This window comes from Actinoplanes sp. NPDC000266 (assembly GCF_042899005.1).
Lineage (GTDB): Bacteria > Actinomycetota > Actinomycetes > Mycobacteriales > Micromonosporaceae > Actinoplanes.
Map to the genome: position 1 here is coordinate 668,022 of NZ_JBIAZI010000002.1, position 16,781 is coordinate 684,802.

Genomic DNA, 16,781 nt, shown 5'->3' on the forward strand with positions numbered 1-16,781 from the left:
TCAGATTTTCGGTGGCACCTGGACCTCGGCGGGACGGCCGCCGAGATAGAGCTCCCCGAGCTGTGGATCGGCCAGAAGCTGCCGGGCAGGCCCGGAGATGTGCACGCGCCCGAGATCGAGCACGCACCCGAGGTCGGCGGTCTCCAGCGCGCGCCGGGCGTTCTGCTCGACGAGCAGCACCGCCGTTCCGGCGTCGCGCATCCGCACGACCTGTTCGAACACCGTGCTGGTCGCCTTGGGGTCCAGTCCCATCGAGGGCTCGTCCAGCAGGACGACCTTCGGATCCACCATCAGCGACCGGGCGAACTCCACCTGTTTCTGCTGCCCGCCGGAGAGCAGACCGGCGAGCGATCCCCAGCGGTCGGCCACCACCGGGAAGATCTCCTTCACGAACGTGACGCGCTCGGCCTTCTTCACCGGGTCACGCAGCGTGTAGGCGCCGAGCAGCACGTTCTCCTCGACGGTCATCTCGCGGAACACGGAGTGTCCCTGCAACACCAGCGACACTCCGTGACCGAGCATCTGCTGCGGCCCGGCGCCGGTCACGTCCTTCCCGGCGACGATCACCCGGCCCTCGCGAGGCTTGAGCAACCCGCCGGCGACCTTCAGCACCGTCGACTTGCCGGCGCCGTTGGGCCCGACGAGACAGACGATCGCGCCCGCCGGGACGCTGACGCTGAAGCCGCGCAACACCGGCGCCGCCCGGCCGTATCCGGCCTGGACATCGACCAGTTCAAATTCAAATTCAGACGCCAAGGTACGCCCCCAGCACGCGCTCGTCGGTGCGGATGACCGAGGGTGGTCCCTCCGCGATGGGCCGTCCCCGGTCGAAGACCACGATGTGGTCGCTGATGCTCATGACCAGGTCCATGTTGTGCTCGACGATGACGAAGGTGCGCCCCTCGGCGTTGAGCTCGCGGATCAGGGTGCCGATCCGGTCGAGCAGCGCCGGGTTGACGCCGCCGGCCGGCTCGTCGAGCAGCACCGTCTCGGGCTCGGCCATCAGCACCCCGGCCAGTTCGAGCAGCTTCTGCTGCCCCCACGACATGTCGCGGGCCTCGCTCTGCGCCAGGTGCTCGATGCCGAGCCGGGTCAGCCAGCTCATGGCCCGCTCGATGTCGTTTTGTGTCCGGAACGAGCGCAGACCGCCATGCGGAACGGCCGCCAGGACATTTTCGAGCGCCGTCATGCGCGGAAACGTGCGGCACAGCTGAAACGTGCGGCCGAGCCCGGCCCGCGCGATCCGGTGCGGCGCCTTGCCCGTGAGGTCACGGTCCTTGTAGGTGACGCGCCCCGAGTCCGGCTTGATCATGCCGGTGACACAGTTGAAGTAGGTCGTCTTCCCGGAGCCGTTCGGCCCGATCAGAGCGTTGACCTTGCCCGCCTGGAACTCGACGGTGGCCCCGTCGAGCGCGGTCACACCACCGAACGCCTTCCGCAGCTCGTGCGTCGCGAGGCTCATACCGCCGCCTTTCGCTGTTCGGCCAGTTCGGCTGCTGTCACCTCGCGGATGGAAGACTTCCTCGTGCGGTCGAAACGTTTGAGGAGGTCACCGATGGCCGGGAGGACGCCGTCGGGCATGAAGAGCACGACCAGGCCGAGCAGCACGCCGGTGGCGACCAGATGGAGCGGGGTGTCGCCGTACTCGACCTTGAAGTATTCGAGGGCCGTGCCGACCAGGATGGCCCCGGCCACCGGGCCGAACAGGTTGCGCACGCCGCCCAGCAGGGCCATCAGCACGAGATAGGAGCCGGTCAGGATGGAGAACTGGAACACCGGGTCGAGGTCGCCGAACCACAGCGCGTACAGACCACCGGCGAGGGCGGTGAAACCCGCGGAGACCACGAAGACGATGAGTTTGTAGGCGAATGTGGGCGTACCCAATGCCTCGGCCTTGTCCTCGTCCTCGCGGATCGACTTGAGGCCGAGCCCGAAGCGCGACCGGTCGATCAGCCACCACGCCAGCACCGCGATCGCGAGCAGCGCCGCGAACAGGTAGTAGAAGACCCGGTGGTGCTCGGGGCGGCTCAGGTCGAACGGGCGGGGCACGACGAGGCCGCGGGAGCCGCCGGTGAACGACGCCCAGCTCTGGAAGACCAGCAGCAGGATCAGCACCAGCGCGATCGAGACGATGACGAACGAGGCGCCGCGCACCCGCAGGGCGGCCATGCCGATCGGCACGGCGAGCGCGGCCACGAGCAGGGCGGCCACCGCCAGCGCGGCGAACGAGGGCAGCCCGGCCTTGACGACCAGCAGCGCCGTCGCATATCCGCCGAGGCCGGCCAGGGCGCCGTGCCCGAGCGAGATGTAGCCGGTGAAGCCGCCGACGAAGTTCCACGACGTGGCCAGCACGGCGTAGTTCAGGACCAGGACGCCGGAGGACAGGATGTACGGGTTGGGGGCGAGGCTCGGGAAGACGAGGATCGCGGCGGCGAGCAGCGCTATCGCCGCGCCGATGAGGATTTTCCTAGAAGCGTTGGGCAAGGCGTCCTCCGAAGAATCCCTGCGGCCGGAACGCGAGCGTCGCGAACAGCGCCACGTAGAAGACGGTCTGGGCCCACGTCGTGCCCATCGGGATCTGCAGCAGGCTCTGCGCCATCCCGAGGACCATGGCCGCGGCCGCCGCGCCGGGCACGCTGCCCAGGCCGCCGACCACGATGATGGCCATCAGCGGGCCGATCCAGTGCCAGTGCAGCGACGGATAAATGGTGGTGTCGAGCGACAGCGCCGTGCCGCCGATCGCCGCGGTGGCCAGGCCGATGCCGAAGCCGTACCCGGCCACCCGCTCGGTGTCGATGCCCAGGAGCCGGGCCGCGTCACGATGCTGGATGGTCGCCCGCAGGGCCCATCCGAACCTGGTGCGCTTCATCAGGACGTACAGGCCGGAAAGCGCCACGACGGCCAGGACGAACGCGATCAGCTTGACCACCGCGATCCTGGCCCCGAAGATCTCGAAGCTGGCCGAGCTGTAGCCGAGCTGGACGCGGCGCTGTGTGCCGGAGAAGGCGTAGCCGAGCAGGCCCTCGACGGTCAGCGCGATGGCGAAGGTCAGCAGCACCGACATCATGGTGAGGGTGGCCGGCCGGAGCCGGGTCAGCAGCAGGCGCTGCAACCCGACACCGGCCGCGAAGAACAGCGGAACCGTGACCACCATCGACAGCAGCGGGTCGATGCCGACCCGGTCGTGCATCCACCACGCCAGATAGGCGGCGAGGATGAGGAACGCCGAGTGGGCGATCATCACGACCCGCATGATGCCGAAGTAGAGCGTCAGCCCGGAGGCGAGCAGGGCGTACAGGCCGCCGAGCAGCAGGCCGAGCAGGATGCTCTGGAAGACCAGCATCAGCGTCACCAGGCCGGTTTCGGATAGACGAAGTCGGCCTCCTTGACGTCCGCGGGCAGGACGATCTTGATGTCGTTGTCCACCCACTGCTGAATCATGTGGGCGCCCTGCGGCTTACCGGTCTGGTCCCAGCTCAGCGGGCCGACGACGGTGTCCACCTTGTTCGAGTGCAGCCAGTCGACCAGCTTCTTCTGGCACTCGCCCTGCTCGGCGCAACCGGCCGCGGTGACCGCGGCCGCGACGACCTGGCCGGTGGTGTAGCCGTTGGCCTGGTCCTCCTCGGGCGCCTTGCCGAACTGCGCCTTGAACTTCTCGACGAACTCCTTGTTGCTCTCGTACGGAGCGTCCTGGCTGTACCCGGTGGGCGACAGGATCCCGGTCGTCTTGTTCCCGATCGCCTTGGCGAACTCGGGGTTCGTCGGCGCGGTCGAGAACGCGGCCAGCTTCGGCTGGTAGCCCAGCTGCTGGAGGGCGACGATCAGGTTCACGCCGTCCTGGTACTGGGATCCGCCGACGAGCACGTCGGCCTTGGCCGCCGCGACCTTGGCCGCGATGCCGCTGAAGTCGGTCGTGTTGGGCGGGTAGACCTCGTTGACGACGGTCTTGACGCCGCCGGCCTCGAGCTTCTCCTTGAGGCCGTACGCCGTGCCCTGCGCGAACGGGTCGTCCATGGCGGCGTAGGCCGCCGTCTTGGGCCGCTGGTCGGGCGGCAGGGCCAGGATGTGCTCGGCCAGGTGGTTGTAGTGGTCGTTGGCGACGGCCGGGGCGGCGTAGAACAGGTTTTTGAAGCCCTGCTCGAAGACCTCCTTGGCGGCGCCGGCGGGCTCGACGAAGAGCATGTCGTACTCCTCGGCGACGCGGGCCGAGGGCACCACCAGGCGGGTGGAGAACGGGCCCACGACCAGGTCGACCTGGTCCTTGCCGATCAGTTGCTCGTAGTCGGCGACCACCCGGTCGGCATTGGACTGGTCGTCCAGGATCTTCAGCTCGACCTGGCGCCCGAGCAGGCCGCCCTTGTCGTTGACGACCTTGGCCCAGGCCTCGTAGCCCTCCTGGACACCCTTGCCGGGCTCGGAGAAGTCGCCGGTCAGCGGCAGGGAGATGCCGACGACGATGGGGTCGTTGCTGTTTCCTTCGCCGCCTTGATCATCTCCCGAACACCCGGCCGTCAGGGCCAGGGCGAACACGGCGGTCGCGGTAGTTATGGCGCGGAAAGAATTTATCGGCATTCTCGGACGCTCCTCTGCACCGAGCACGAAAGCGCTTCCGAAAGCGCTTACGTACGCTAACCTGTGCCATAGATCACTGGCAATAGCTGGGGAGTTAACGATGCCGAAACCGGGCCCCGGGCTTCGCCTCATCGATGTCGCTCAACGAGCGGGTGTCTCCCTCGCGACCGCCTCCCGCGCCCTGTCCGGGCGCGACGGCGTCAGCGAGGAGGTGGCCGACCGGGTCCGGCAGGTGTCGCTCGAGATGGGGTACGTCGCCAATCCGTACGCCCGCACCCTGGCCGGCGGGGCCAGCTCGACCGTCGGCCTGGTCGTCCACCAGGTCGACGACCCGTACTTCTCGGAGATCGCCGGCGGCGTCATCCAACTGGCGGGCGAGCAGAGCCTGCTGGTGCAGATCTGCCACTCGGGCCGCGACCCGTCGCACGAGCTGCGGCAGATCCGCAGCCTGATCGCCCAGCGGGTCGGCATCATCATCGTGGCCGGCTCCGGATACAGCGACCCCCAGGTGGAGTCGTCGGCGCGCGAGGTCCTGAGCCTCTACGAGCGCAACGGCGGCCGCCTGGCGGTGATCGGCCGCCACAGCCTCGGCGCCGACGCGGTGCTGCCGGACAACGAGGCGGGCGGGTTCGCGCTGGGCGAGCACCTGATCGGGCTGGGACACCGGAACATCGCGATCGTGGCCGGCACGGCCGCCCTGACCACGGTCACCGACCGGATGGCCGGCGTAGCGGCGGCGATGAGGGCCCACGGCCTCGACCCGGCAGCGATGCCGGTGCTGCACACCGACTTCATCCGCGAGGGCGGCCGGGTGGCCACCGAGCGGATCCTGCGCGACCACCCGTCGACGACGGCCATCATCGCCCTGAACGACGCGATGGCGATGGGCGTGCTGTCGGCGCTGCGCGAGCACGACATAGCGGTGCCGGCCCGCATGTCGGTGGTCGGCTTCGACGACGTCTCGGTGGCGGCCGACCTGGCCCCGAGCCTGACCACGATCCGCCTGCCGATGACCGACATGGGGAGAATGGCCCTCGACCTGGCCCTGAAGCCGAGGGCGACCCGCCCCCGCCGCCGCCGAACCGGCCACCAGCTGATCGTCCGAGACTCCACCGGCCCGGCCGCATGACGTCGTTCGCTTTGGTGGGCTTCGGTTTCCGGGCCGCCGCGTACTACCGCTTGGCCCAGTCCCTACCCGGCCTGGAATGCGTGGGAGCGGTGGTGCGCACACAGCGCCAGTTGCCGGTGCCGACCTTCCTGACCCTGGAAGAGTGCATACGCCAGACCCGCCCTGACTTCCTGGTGACCGCGATCCCACCGGCGGCCAATTACGTGTTCATCCTCGAGGCCGTGGCCCTGGGCCTCCCCGTCCTGGCCGAGACGCCACCGGCCAACCCCACACCCCGCCCCAGCGCGCCGCACTCGTCCGCCAAGCTGCCGTCGCTCACCCAGCCGTTCTCCCCCGCCAAGCCGTCCTCACTCACCCAGCCGTCGCCCGCCAAGCCCTCCTCGCCCGCCGAGACGCCGTCATTCACCCGGCCGCCCTCACCCGCCGTGTCATCCTCACTCACCCAACCGGCGCCGCCCGCCAAACCGTCCGCCCCCGAAGCGACGCCGTCCCTCACCCAGCCGCCCTCACCCGCCGCGTCATCCTCACTCACCCAACCGCCGCCGCCCGCCAAACCGTCCGCCCCCGAAGCGACGCCGTCTCTCACCCAGCCGCCCTCGCCCGCAGAGCCGTCCTCACCAACGCATTCGCACAATTTTCCGCATATTTCCGGCACCTCGTCGTTGTTCGGCTTACGGGAGGCGCGGGAAACCGGCGAAGCGCGGACGACGGGCGAAGCGCGGAAGACCCGGGAGGCCGGCGAAGCGTGGACGGTGGGCGCGGAGCGGACGGCGGGCGAGGCGCGGACGACGGGCGAAGCGCGAGAGGCAGGCACGGCACGGGAGGCCGGCGAAACCCGGACGGCGAGCGCGGCGCGGGAGATGGGCACGGCGCGGGAAGCCGGCACGGCGCGGGAAGCCGGCACGGCGCGGGAAGCCGGCACGGCGCGGGAAGCCGGCACGGCGCGGGAAGCCGGCACGGCGCGGGAAGTGCCCGGGCTGTGGGGACTGCGGGAGCTCTGGGCGGCGGTTGGTGAATCGGGGCTTGTGCAAGTCGCCGAGCAATATCTGCTGATGCCGTCGCATGCTGCTCGGCTTGCCGCGGTTCGGTCGGGGATCATCGGAGCCGCCACTCAGGTGCACGTCTCGTCCACCCAGCAGCATCATGCGATCTCGCTCATTCGCGGGATGCTGGGCGTAGGGCTTGCCCCGGCGTCCGTTCGGGCCGTGCGCACCGAGGCGCCGCTGCTCGCCCCGCTCGACCGGTCCGGGTGGACTGACGATCCAATGCCGCGGCCGGCCACCACGACCATTGCCACGCTCGACTTTCGGGACGGGCGCTCGGCCGTCTACGACTTCACCACCGGGCAGACCCGCAACCTGCTGCGCCACCGCCGCCTGCTGGTTCGCGGCACCCACGGTGAACTCCACGACGACGACATCGTCCACATGCCGGCGCCGCGAACCGTCGCGCACACCCCGCTGATCCGCCGCCAGAGCGGGCACGACCTCGACCTCAACGGCTTCGACACCGAGACCATCCTCTGCGGCGACCGGGTCCTCTACCGCAACCCCTACCCCGGCCACCGCTTCAACGACGACGAGATCGCCACCGCCACCCTGCTCGACGCGATGGCCGCCTGGATCCGCGGCGACGGCCCACCGCCGTACCCCTTGGCCCAGGGCCTGCAGGACCAGGCCCTGGCCCTGGCCATCGAGGAGGCCGCCGACACCGGCCGCGAGGTGGTCGCGACCGGTCCTGCAGGATGATCTACCGGATCCACACGACGGACAGGTTGATGGCGGGCTGGTCGATCACCTCGGCGGCCGGGGGCGCCTCGAGTGGGGCCGGCGTGCCGAAGTCGGAGAACTCGAGCACGTAGAGGTTGTCGAAGGACTCGCCGATGCCGCTGGTCACCCGCGTGAGGCGGCCCGACTGGTCGAGTTCCGCGGCGAAGTGCCCGTCCTTCGCCTTCGGCTGCCGGATCGAGGTTCCCCGGAACGAACGGTCGGCGGAACGAGTGACGTCCGAGCCCTCCGTCACCGTTCCCCGCGGGAGCTCCCAGGGGAAGCCGGAGCCCAGCGTGATCGTGTCGTCCAACTCGGTCGCGGACATCGGGACCCATTTGCCGATGTCCTTCTCGTCGATCGGCTCCTGTTCCGGCTTCGTGGTCAGCTTCAGCCAGGCGTCGTCCCCGACGCGCCGGATGGCGTAGCCCGGCGCGGCGATCTCGTAGTTCCGGCCCGTCTCGTCGACGACTCCGGTGATCTCGCCGTCGTCCATCCATTCGCCGGTTCCGATGCGGAACCTCACCCGGGCCGACTGCGTGCCCAGCTTGCCCACCCCGACGCCCAGGGCCGCCTTCGGGTCGGCCGGCAGCGAGACGCTGGGTGCCGCCTCCGGCCGGCGTACGGCCTCCTCAGGTTCCGGCGCGGAGCATCCGGCCAGGCCGAGCACCACCGCCAGACCAACCACCATGTGTCGCATAGCCCCCGTGCTTTCGTCGAGATCGTGAGCCGGAGAAGTGAACCACGGTCGATGGGGGCCGTCTTAGCGGTGCATCTATCGATCTGATCACTTCTAGGGACGTCATGACCGGCAAGGCCACGCTCGTCCTGTCTCGCATCATCGAGGCAGCGCTCGTCATTCTCGGCGTACTCGTCATCTCGCTCGAGGATCCGTGGGAGTTCGCCGCCCTCGGCTTCTGGGACCTCATCGCGGTCCTGTACCTGGCGATCCGCATCAAGCGGCTGCGGCGCAGCCATCGCAACGACAGCAACGACTGGCTCGCCCGCGGCATCGGCGGCCGGATGGGGCTGGCGTTCACGATCTTCACCAGTCTGGTCGGCATCTCGTCGGGGCTGGCCATCGTGATCAGCGACGGGGACCAGCAGCTGCTGGCCAAGGTCGTCGGGCTGCCGGCCGTGCTGTTCGCGTGGGGCATCCTGCACTTCGGTTACGCCGAGCGTTACGCGAAGACCTTCTACGCGGCCGATGAGCGACCGCTTGCTTTCCCCGGCACCGAGCGGCCGACGTTCGTCGAGTTCGCGTACTTCTCGTTCACGCTCGGGACGACCTTCTCGGTGTCCGACGTCGAGACGCGGACGTCGAAGATCAGGGCGCAGATCCTGTCGCACTCGATCCTGTCGTTCGTCTACAACACGGCGACGATCGGTATCGCGGTCAGCGTCATCACCGGCTGACATGCCGATGGCCGGCCTCCCGCGCGGGAGGCCGGCCATCGGTCAAGTGGAAGTCAGAGCGGGCGGATGTTCTCCGCCTGGGGGCCCTTGGCGCCCTGCGCGATGTCGAACTCGACGCGCTGGTTCTCCTCGAGGCTGCGGAAGCCGGACGTCTGGATGGCCGAGAAGTGGGCGAAGACGTCGGCGCCGCCGCCGTCCTGGGTGATGAAGCCGAAGCCCTTGTCGCCGTTGAACCACTTCACTGTGCCGGTAGCCATGATCTTTTTCTCCCTGCGGACCTGCGGACATGAAAGACGCGGTACGTCACCGAATTGATCACGCTGGCGAAAGGAATGGAAAGAAACGCCTAGGGAAAATCAACACCGCAACGCGGGCCACCGTAGCACAGAAAGCAATTTAATCGGCCGATCGGCGCTCCGCGGCCTCGGTCAACTCGGTCAGGTCGATGTGCAGGGTGGCGAGCAGACCACCGTGCCGCGTGGAGTCGACCTCGTCGGGCAACTGCTCCTCGACGAACTCGGCCCGCCTGGACTGGCCGCGCCGGCGCAGCTCATCGACGATGAGCTGCCGTGCAACGATCATTTGTTCCCTCGTTTTCCGGAGCGCTCCGGCAGGATGGTGCCCGCCTGCGGCGACCGCTGAATCAGTCGGCCGCCGCAGACGGAAGATCGGCCGCCCGCAGACGGAAGAAATGAGAGCAGACCGTAGCACGAATCGGCAACGCGAAACGATTTCAGGACCACGAAATCATAAGACGGCGAAAATACCGGCGAGCCACTCGTACCAGGCCGCCGTTCCCGCGCCCGTGGCCGCCGAGAGATCGATGACCTTGGCCGCCGGGCTGACCATGGCGACGTGCCGGCGGCACGCGTCCAGGTCGAAGGGCACGTAGGGCGACAGGTCGGTCTTGTTGATCAGCACGAGGCCGGCCGCGGCGAACATGTGCGGATATTTCAGCGGCTTGTCGTCCCCCTCGGTCACCGCCGTGATCACCACGCGGGCCGCCTCGCCCAGATCGAACAGGGCCGGGCAGACCAGATTGCCGACGTTCTCGATGAACAGCAGCGCGCCGTCGGGCGGGTCGAGGTCGTCGAGGGCACGGGCGACCATCGCGGCGTCGAGGTGGCAACCGGCGCCGGTGTTCACCTGCACCACGGCGCAGCCGGTGCGGCGGATGCGCTCGGCGTCCAGCGGCGTCGCCTGGTCGCCCTCGATCACCGCGATCGGCCGCGACGGGCCGAGCTCGCGGATGGTCCGCTCGAGCAGGGTGGTCTTGCCGGCCCCGGGGGCGCTCATCAGGTTCACCGCGACGATGCCGGACGCGGCGAGCCGATGCCGGTTGGCCGCGGCCAGAGAGTCGTTCTTGGCCAGCACCCGCTCTTCCAGAGTGACCACTTCATGCGAGAGACACACGGCTCAGCCCACCTCCATCGACACGATGTGAAGCTCGTTCCCGGCGACGACCCGCACGTCGGCGCTGCCGCAGGGGCACAGCAGCAGAAAGTCCGTCAACTCGGTGTCGGCACCGCAGTCCTGGCAGTGCACGGCGCCCGCCCGCCGCTCGATGTCGAGCCGCGCCCCCTCGGCCGCCGTGCCCCGGGTGGCCACGTCGAAGCAGAAATGCATGGCGTCCGGCAGGACGGCGGTCAGCGCTCCGATCAGGACGCGGACGCTGACCACGCGCCGGCCGGCGGCCCGATCGCAGCAGATGTCGACAATACTCTGAGTGATCGACAACTCGTGCACCCGAGCCTCCGCAAGGCCATGATCAGCACAGATGTCAGCCGTTCGTTCGTTGACATGGTTACACAGTGCTCCACTAAGGTGTTAGGCGCGTCACAGACGGGATCAGTGTCGACCCGGAGGGGCGGTCCTGCCATGCCCTCAGCACAGGATCAGAAGATCCACCTACTGTGGATCAACGCGGGGCTCAGTTGCGACGGCGACTCGGTCGCCTTGACCGCCGCCACCCAGCCCAGCATCGAGGAGATCGCCCTCGGCGCGCTGCCCGGCCTGCCCGAGGTGGCCGTGCACTGGCCGCTGATCGACTTCGAGTGCGGGCCGGCCGGCGGCGCCGACGACTTCCTCTCCTGGTTCTTCAAGGCCGAGCGGGGCGAGATCGACCCGTTCGTGCTGGTCGTCGAGGGCTCGATCCCCAACGAGGGGCTGCACGAGGAGGGCTACTGGTCGGGCTTCGGCAACGATCCCGGCCAGGACCAGCCGATCACCACCAGCGCCTGGCTCGACCGGCTCGCGCCCAAGGCGCTGGCCGTGGTCGCCGTGGGCACCTGCGCGACGTACGGCGGCATCCACGCCATGGCCGGCAACCCGACCGGGGCGATGGGCGTCCCGGACTATCTGGGCTGGAAGTGGAAGTCGTCCGCCAGCATCCCGATCGTCTGCGTCCCGGGCTGCCCGATCCAGCCCGACAACCTGGCCGAGACGCTGACCTACCTGCTCTACCAGGCCACCGGTCAGGCGCCGATGATCCCGCTGGACGACGCGCTGCGCCCGGTCTGGCTGTTCGGCGGCACGGTCCACGAGGGCTGCGACCGGGCCGGATATTACGAGCAGGCCGACTTCGCCCAGGCGTACGGGGAACCGCAATGCATTGTGAAGTTGGGGTGTTGGGGCCCGGCCGTGCGGTGCAACGTGCCCAAGCGGGGGTGGATCAACGGGGTCGGCGGTTGCCCGAACGTGGGCGGTATCTGCATCGGGTGCACGATGCCCGGCTTCCCCGACAAGTTCATGCCGTTCATGGACGCGCCGCCCGGCGGCGGCCTGTCGACCAGGGCGATCGGCGCCTACGGCAAGACGGTCAAGCGACTGCGCGGCATCACCACGCACACGCTCGACCGCGAGCCGAAGTGGCGCCGGCGGAAGGCGGCGCGATGACCACCCGGAACACCGAGCTCGTGGACATGGCGTGGGACCCCATCACGCGCATCGTCGGCAGCCTCGGCATCTACACCAAAATCGACTTCAAGCAGCGGGTCGTGGCCGAGTGCAAGAGCACCAGCTCGATCTTCCGGGGCTACTCGATCTTCATGAAGGGCAAGGACCCGCGCGACGCCCACTTCATCACCAGCCGCATCTGCGGCATCTGCGGCGACAACCACGCCACCTGCTCCTGCTACGCGCAGAACATGGCGTACGGGGTGAAGCCGCCACCCCTGGGTGAGTGGATCGTCAACCTGGGCGAGGCCGCCGAATACATGTTCGACCACAACATCTTCCAGGAGAACCTGGTCGGGGTCGACTACTGCGAGCGGATGGTCGCCGAGACCAACCCGGGCGTGCTGGAACGGGCCAACCACACCGAGGCGCCGCACGCGGGAGCGCACGGCTACCGCACCATCGGCGACATCATGCGCTCGCTCAACCCGTTCAGCGGCGAGTTCTACCGCGAGGCGCTCCAGGTCAGCCGGATGACCCGCGAGATGTTCTGCCTCATGGAGGGCCGCCACGTGCACCCCTCCACGCTCTATCCGGGTGGCGTCGGCACGGTCGCCACGATCCAGCTGATGACCGACTATCTGAGCCGGCTCATGCGCTACGTCGAGTTCATGAAGAAGGTCGTGCCGATGCACGACGACCTGTTCGACTTCTTCTACGAGGCGCTGCCCGGCTACGAGCGAGTGGGTGACCGGCGCGTGCTGCTCGGCTGCTGGGGGTCCTTCCAGGACCCGGAACACTGCAACTTCAGCTACGCCGACATGACGGCCTGGGGTCAGAAGATGTACGTCACCCCGGGCGTCGTGGTCGACGGCAAGCTGCTCACGACCGATCTCGTACGGATCAACCTCGGCATCCGGATCCTGCTCGGCTCCTCCTACTACGACGACTGGGCCGGCCAGGAGATCTTCGTGAACCGGGACCCGCTGGGCAACCCGGTCGACCACCGCCACCCGTGGAACCAGCACACCCATCCCCATCCGCAGAAACGCGACCTGGACGGCAAGTACAGCTGGGTGATGTCGCCGCGCTGGTACGACGGGCACGACTACCTGGCCCTGGACACCGGCGGCGGCCCGCTGGCCCGGCTCTGGACGACCGCCCTGGCCGGCATGGTCGACATCGGATATGTCCAGGCCACCGGCAACAGCGTGCGGATCAATCTGCCCAAGACCGCGCTCAAGCCCCCGGTGGAGCTGGAGTGGACGATCCCGCGCTGGAGCAACACGATCGAGCGGAACCGCGCCCGGACGTACTTCCAGGCGTACGCCGCCGCCTGTGCCCTGCATTTCGCCGAGAAGGCCCTGGCCGAGATCCGGGCCGGGCGCACCAAGACGTGGGAGCGCTTCGAGGTGCCCACCGACGGCATCGGCTGCGGCTTCACCGAGGCCGTGCGCGGCGTGCTGTCGCACCACATGGTCATCCGCGACGGCAAGATCGCCAACTACCACCCGTACCCGCCGACACCGTGGAACGCCAGCCCGCGCGACAGCTTCGGCACCCCGGGCCCGTACGAGGACGCGGTCGAGGGCCAGCCCATCTTCGAGGAGAACGACCGGGACAACTTCAAGGGCATCGACATCATGCGTACGGTCCGCAGCTTCGACCCGTGCCTGCCGTGCGGCGTGCACATGTATCTGGGCGGGGGCAAGGAGCTGGAGCTGCTGCATTCACCGGCCCAGTCGGCGGGTGCGGTGTGAGCGGCGACGACTGGCGGGCGGCGGGCGACCGGATCGACGCGCTGATCGCGGCCGGCGGGGAGCCGGCCGAGGACCTCGTCCGGCTCGTGGCCGACCTCTACGGGGCCGGGCTGCACCGGATGCTCGACCTCGCGCACGAGCACGGGGCGCTGAGCGACGGCCTGCTCGACGCTATCGCCGGTGACGAACTGGTAGCGAGTCTGCTGCTGGTGCACGGCCTTCATCCGTACGACCTGACGACGCGTGTCGAACAAGCCCTGGCCGCCTTCGGCGACCTCGAGATTCTTCAGACCGGCGAGGTGGTACGCCTTCGTGTGCGCCCGCACCACGACACCACCGCCGTCCGGGAGGCCGTCGAGGCGGCCGCGCCCGAGGTCGAGGAGATCCACATCGAGCATTCGCAGGCCGTGATCCCGGTGTCGGCGCTGTTCGCCCGGGTGGCGGAGCGGCGATGACCGGGCCGCCGCTGGCCGCGCTGCGGCGGGCCGTCCGGCACCGGCCCGCGGCGGCCGGCGAGCGGTGCGAGATGTGTGCCGAGCCGATCGGGCCCGAGCACGGGCACGTGGTCGACCGGGAGACCCGGCGGCTGATGTGCGGCTGCCGTCCCTGCTACCTGCTGTTCACCGATCCGGCCGCGCGGCAGCGCTACCGCTCGGTGCCGCGCCGCTACCTGTCCTTCCCCGACGGCCTGCCCCTGGAGGTTCCGGTCGGGCTGGCCTTCCTGTTCCACCACTCGGCCCTGGGCCGGGTGGTCGCCCTCTATCCGGGACCGGCCGGGGCCACCGAGTCCGAGCTGCCGCTGACCTTCCACGATCCGCGGCTCGATCTGCTGGTCCCCGACGTCGAGGCGCTGCTGGTGTACGACGGCACGTGCCACCTGGTGCCCATCGACGCCTGCTACGGCCTGGCCGGGCGGCTGCGCGACAAGTGGCGGGGCTTCGACGGCGGTCCCGAGGCGCGGGCCGTGCTCGACGGCTTCTTCGCCGGGGTGCGCGAGCGGAGCCGGCCGGCGTGAGCGGCGGATACGACTTCAGCGTGCTCGACGTGACCGCCGAGCCGTGGGCGGTCGCCCCGCAGCTGACCGCCCGGCTGCGGATCGCGCAGACGACCGGTGAGCGGGTGCACGCCGTCGCGCTGCACTGCCAGGTGCGGATCGAGCCGCATCTGCGCACCTACACCGGCGCCGAGGAGGACGGCCTGCTCGGCCTGTTCGGCGAGCGCGCCCGGTGGGGGCAGACGCTGCGCCCGTTCGTGTGGATGCAGTGCGACACCACCGTGCAGGGCTTCACCGGGCACACCGAGGCCGATCTGGCACTGCCCTGCACGTACGACCTCGAGGTCATCGGCACCCGCTATCTGCACTCGCTGGAGGCCGGTGAGGTGCCGCTGAGCCTGCTCTTCTCGGGCACGGTGTTCCTGCGCGGCGGCAGCGGTTTCGAGGTGACCCGGGTGCCGTGGGACTGCGAGGCCCGCTACCGCCTGCCGGTCGCGGTGTGGCGGCGGATGATCGAGTCGTACTTCCCGGGCACCGGCTGGCTGCGCCTGGAGTCGGGGCTGCTCGACGAGCTGGCCCGTTTCCGGGCCTCGCGCGGCCTGACCAGCTGGGACGAGACCGTGCGGGCGCTGCTGGCGGCGGGCGGGAAGACATGAGCATCGAGGCCGTACGGGCGGTGGCCGACGCCGTTCTCTACGAGGGTTACCTGCTCTATCCGTACCGGGCCGGCGCGATCAAGAACCGGTCGCGCTGGCAGTTCGGCGTGCTCGGGCCGCCGCGGGCCACGGCCGCCGCCTTCGCCGAGGAACCGGCCATGTCGGCCCAGTGCCTGCTGACCCCGTCCGCGACCGGCGTCCGCGTTCACCTGCGTTTCCTGAAACTCCAGGGCGGCAAGCCGGTGGAACACGAGATCGCGTTGCCCCGCGTCGGCCTGCCGGCCGCGGTGACCGTGCGGGTGGAAGGACTGGCAGCCAGTGTCCGGATCACCGGCGAGCCGGTCGGCGGGTGGATCCGGCTGACCGTCGAGGTGGCCAACGAATGCCCGGACGAGGCCACCGACAAGGACGCCGCCCTGCGCGGCTCGCTGCTGGCGGCCCACCTCGTGCTGGTGGCCGAGGGCGGCCGCTTCGCCTCGGCCCAGGACCCGCCGCCCGGCGCCCCGCAGTGCCGCCAGCACCGGTGCTGGCCGGTGCTGGCCGGCGACGACGACGTCATGCTGGCCGCGCCGATCATCCTGTACGACCATCCGCGGATCGCCGAGCAGAGCCCGGGCGACCTGTTCGACTCCACCGAGATCGACGAGATCCTCACCCTGCGGGTGATGACGCTGACCGAGGCCGAGAAGGCCGAGGCCCGCGCCACCGACCCCCGCGCGGGCGCGATCGTCGACCGGTGCGACGCGCTCACCCCGGCCGGCCTCGACCGGCTGCACGGTGTGCTGCGCCCGGCCGGTCCCGAGCCGGGCGCCCTGGTCCGGGTGCGCCCGCGGCGGCGGGCCGACGCCCAGGACATGTTCTTCGCGGGCCGGGTGGCCCGGGTGGCCGCGGTCCTGGACGACGTCGACGGCGGCACCCACGTCGCCCTGACGCTGCTCGACGACCCGGCCGGCGACCTGCACGAGTGGTACGGCCGCTACCTCTACTTCAGTCCCGACGAATTGGAGCCGCTGTGAGACTCATCGGTTTCGTCACCACCGCCGCGCTCGCGGCCCTCGCCGTGACCGTCGCCGTCGAGCTCGTGAGAGCGCTGCCGGACATCCAGCGCTACGCACGGATGCGCGCGATGTGATGACGCACCGGGTGCTGGTCGCCGGGGTCGGCAACGTCCTGCTGGGCGACGACGGCTTCGGCCCCGAGGTCGTGCGGCGGCTGGCCGGGGAGGACCTGCCGCCGGGCGTGCGGGTGGCCGACTACGGCATCCGCGGCCTGCACCTGGCGTACGACCTGCTCGACGCCTACGACGCGCTGATCCTCGTCGACGCGCTGCCCGGCGGCGGCCGCCCGGGCGAGGTGGTGCTGCTCAAGGTGAACGCCGACGACCTGGCCGACCGGGACTTCGACGCGCACGGCATGGACCCGGCGGCCATGCTGGCGCATCTCGAACACCTGGGCGGCAAGCTGCCGGTCACCTATCTGGTCGGCTGCCGCGCCGCCACCACGGCCGAGTGGATCGGGCTGAGCCCGTCGGTCACGGCGGCGATCCCGGAGGCCATCGCCGCCGTCCGCTCCGTGCTGTCCCGGCTCGGGTGA

Annotated in this window: 21 protein-coding genes; 11 read left to right on the forward strand and 10 right to left on the reverse strand. The window is 69.7% G+C overall.

The window, feature by feature from the left end; genetic code table 11:
* Genes ACFY36_RS09455 through ACFY36_RS09475 form a run of 5 tightly spaced genes read right to left on the reverse strand, consistent with a single transcriptional unit; the run spans position 1 to position 4,572 of the window.
* Entirely contained in the window at positions 1-756 is a 756-nt protein-coding gene (locus ACFY36_RS09455) for an ABC transporter ATP-binding protein (protein WP_499745451.1), read from the reverse strand.
* A complete protein-coding gene (locus ACFY36_RS09460; protein WP_499745452.1) occupies positions 746-1,462 on the reverse strand; it encodes an ABC transporter ATP-binding protein in 717 nt (238 codons plus the stop codon). The genes ACFY36_RS09455 and ACFY36_RS09460 overlap by 11 nt, the downstream gene beginning before the upstream one ends.
* Complete coding sequence (locus ACFY36_RS09465) at positions 1,459-2,484, reverse strand: branched-chain amino acid ABC transporter permease (protein ID WP_499745453.1); 1,026 nt, start codon at positions 2,482-2,484, stop codon at positions 1,459-1,461. Before ACFY36_RS09465 ends, ACFY36_RS09460 begins: the two co-directional genes overlap by 4 nt.
* A complete protein-coding gene (locus ACFY36_RS09470; RefSeq protein ID WP_499745846.1) occupies positions 2,468-3,343 on the reverse strand; it encodes a branched-chain amino acid ABC transporter permease in 876 nt (291 codons plus the stop codon). The genes ACFY36_RS09465 and ACFY36_RS09470 overlap by 17 nt, the downstream gene beginning before the upstream one ends.
* Before the next feature lie 5 nt (positions 3,344-3,348).
* A complete protein-coding gene (locus tag ACFY36_RS09475; RefSeq protein ID WP_499745454.1) occupies positions 3,349-4,572 on the reverse strand; it encodes an amino acid ABC transporter substrate-binding protein in 1,224 nt (407 codons plus the stop codon).
* Positions 4,573-4,672: 100 nt separating this feature from the next.
* Between ACFY36_RS09475 and ACFY36_RS09480 the strand changes: the two genes are divergently transcribed.
* Both ACFY36_RS09480 and ACFY36_RS09485 read left to right on the forward strand, forming a co-directional pair.
* On the forward strand, positions 4,673-5,701 hold the full coding sequence (locus tag ACFY36_RS09480; RefSeq protein ID WP_499745455.1) for a LacI family DNA-binding transcriptional regulator: 1,029 nt from the start codon (positions 4,673-4,675) through the stop codon (positions 5,699-5,701).
* On the forward strand, positions 5,698-7,449 hold the full coding sequence (locus ACFY36_RS09485; RefSeq protein ID WP_499745456.1) for a Gfo/Idh/MocA family oxidoreductase: 1,752 nt from the start codon (positions 5,698-5,700) through the stop codon (positions 7,447-7,449). The genes ACFY36_RS09480 and ACFY36_RS09485 overlap by 4 nt, the downstream gene beginning before the upstream one ends.
* Before the next feature lies 1 nt (position 7,450).
* On the opposite strand, the gene ACFY36_RS09490 is transcribed toward ACFY36_RS09485, so the two are convergent.
* A complete protein-coding gene (locus ACFY36_RS09490) occupies positions 7,451-8,167 on the reverse strand; it encodes a hypothetical protein (RefSeq protein WP_499745457.1) in 717 nt (238 codons plus the stop codon).
* A 104-nt stretch (positions 8,168-8,271) separates the two neighbouring features.
* Between ACFY36_RS09490 and ACFY36_RS09495 the strand changes: the two genes are divergently transcribed.
* Entirely contained in the window at positions 8,272-8,883 is a 612-nt protein-coding gene (locus tag ACFY36_RS09495) for a DUF1345 domain-containing protein (RefSeq protein ID WP_499745458.1), read from the forward strand.
* A 53-nt stretch (positions 8,884-8,936) separates the two neighbouring features.
* Here ACFY36_RS09495 and ACFY36_RS09500 read toward each other — a convergent pair whose 3' ends face one another.
* From ACFY36_RS09500 to ACFY36_RS09515, 4 genes are all read right to left on the reverse strand, one after another.
* Positions 8,937-9,140: a cold-shock protein gene (locus ACFY36_RS09500; protein WP_097323584.1), complete on the reverse strand. Its 204-nt coding sequence runs from the start codon at positions 9,138-9,140 to the stop codon at positions 8,937-8,939.
* Between the two features lie 139 nt (positions 9,141-9,279).
* Positions 9,280-9,465 (reverse strand): hypothetical protein, encoded by a 186-nt coding sequence (locus tag ACFY36_RS09505; RefSeq protein ID WP_499745459.1) that lies wholly within the window; start codon positions 9,463-9,465, stop codon positions 9,280-9,282.
* Positions 9,466-9,630: 165 nt separating this feature from the next.
* Positions 9,631-10,278 carry a hydrogenase nickel incorporation protein HypB gene (hypB, locus tag ACFY36_RS09510; protein WP_499745460.1) on the reverse strand — a complete coding sequence of 216 codons (648 nt, stop codon included), beginning with the start codon at positions 10,276-10,278 and terminating at the stop codon, positions 9,631-9,633.
* A 21-nt stretch (positions 10,279-10,299) separates the two neighbouring features.
* Positions 10,300-10,629 carry a hydrogenase maturation nickel metallochaperone HypA/HybF gene (locus ACFY36_RS09515; RefSeq protein WP_499745461.1) on the reverse strand — a complete coding sequence of 110 codons (330 nt, stop codon included), beginning with the start codon at positions 10,627-10,629 and terminating at the stop codon, positions 10,300-10,302.
* A gap of 132 nt (positions 10,630-10,761) precedes the next feature.
* Between ACFY36_RS09515 and ACFY36_RS09520 the strand changes: the two genes are divergently transcribed.
* From ACFY36_RS09520 to ACFY36_RS09555, 8 genes are read left to right on the forward strand one after another with little or no spacing between them, the layout of a single operon-like run.
* Positions 10,762-11,778 carry an NADH-quinone oxidoreductase subunit B family protein gene (locus tag ACFY36_RS09520; protein ID WP_499745462.1) on the forward strand — a complete coding sequence of 339 codons (1,017 nt, stop codon included), beginning with the start codon at positions 10,762-10,764 and terminating at the stop codon, positions 11,776-11,778.
* Positions 11,775-13,538, forward strand: a complete 1,764-nt coding sequence (locus ACFY36_RS09525; RefSeq protein ID WP_499745463.1) for a nickel-dependent hydrogenase large subunit — start codon at positions 11,775-11,777, stop codon at positions 13,536-13,538. The genes ACFY36_RS09520 and ACFY36_RS09525 overlap by 4 nt, the downstream gene beginning before the upstream one ends.
* A complete protein-coding gene (locus ACFY36_RS09530) occupies positions 13,535-13,993 on the forward strand; it encodes a NifU-related iron-sulfur-binding protein (RefSeq protein WP_499745464.1) in 459 nt (152 codons plus the stop codon). The genes ACFY36_RS09525 and ACFY36_RS09530 overlap by 4 nt, the downstream gene beginning before the upstream one ends.
* Positions 13,990-14,553, forward strand: coding sequence for a DUF5947 family protein (locus ACFY36_RS09535; protein ID WP_499745465.1), 564 nt, complete (start codon positions 13,990-13,992; stop codon positions 14,551-14,553). Before ACFY36_RS09530 ends, ACFY36_RS09535 begins: the two co-directional genes overlap by 4 nt.
* On the forward strand, positions 14,550-15,188 hold the full coding sequence (locus ACFY36_RS09540) for a DUF6084 family protein (RefSeq protein ID WP_499745466.1): 639 nt from the start codon (positions 14,550-14,552) through the stop codon (positions 15,186-15,188). The genes ACFY36_RS09535 and ACFY36_RS09540 overlap by 4 nt, the downstream gene beginning before the upstream one ends.
* Positions 15,185-16,204, forward strand: a complete 1,020-nt coding sequence (locus tag ACFY36_RS09545; RefSeq protein ID WP_499745467.1) for a hypothetical protein — start codon at positions 15,185-15,187, stop codon at positions 16,202-16,204. Before ACFY36_RS09540 ends, ACFY36_RS09545 begins: the two co-directional genes overlap by 4 nt.
* On the forward strand, positions 16,201-16,320 hold the full coding sequence (locus tag ACFY36_RS09550; protein ID WP_499745468.1) for a DUF6893 family small protein: 120 nt from the start codon (positions 16,201-16,203) through the stop codon (positions 16,318-16,320). Before ACFY36_RS09545 ends, ACFY36_RS09550 begins: the two co-directional genes overlap by 4 nt.
* Entirely contained in the window at positions 16,320-16,781 is a 462-nt protein-coding gene (locus ACFY36_RS09555; protein ID WP_499745469.1) for a hydrogenase maturation protease, read from the forward strand. The genes ACFY36_RS09550 and ACFY36_RS09555 overlap by 1 nt, the downstream gene beginning before the upstream one ends.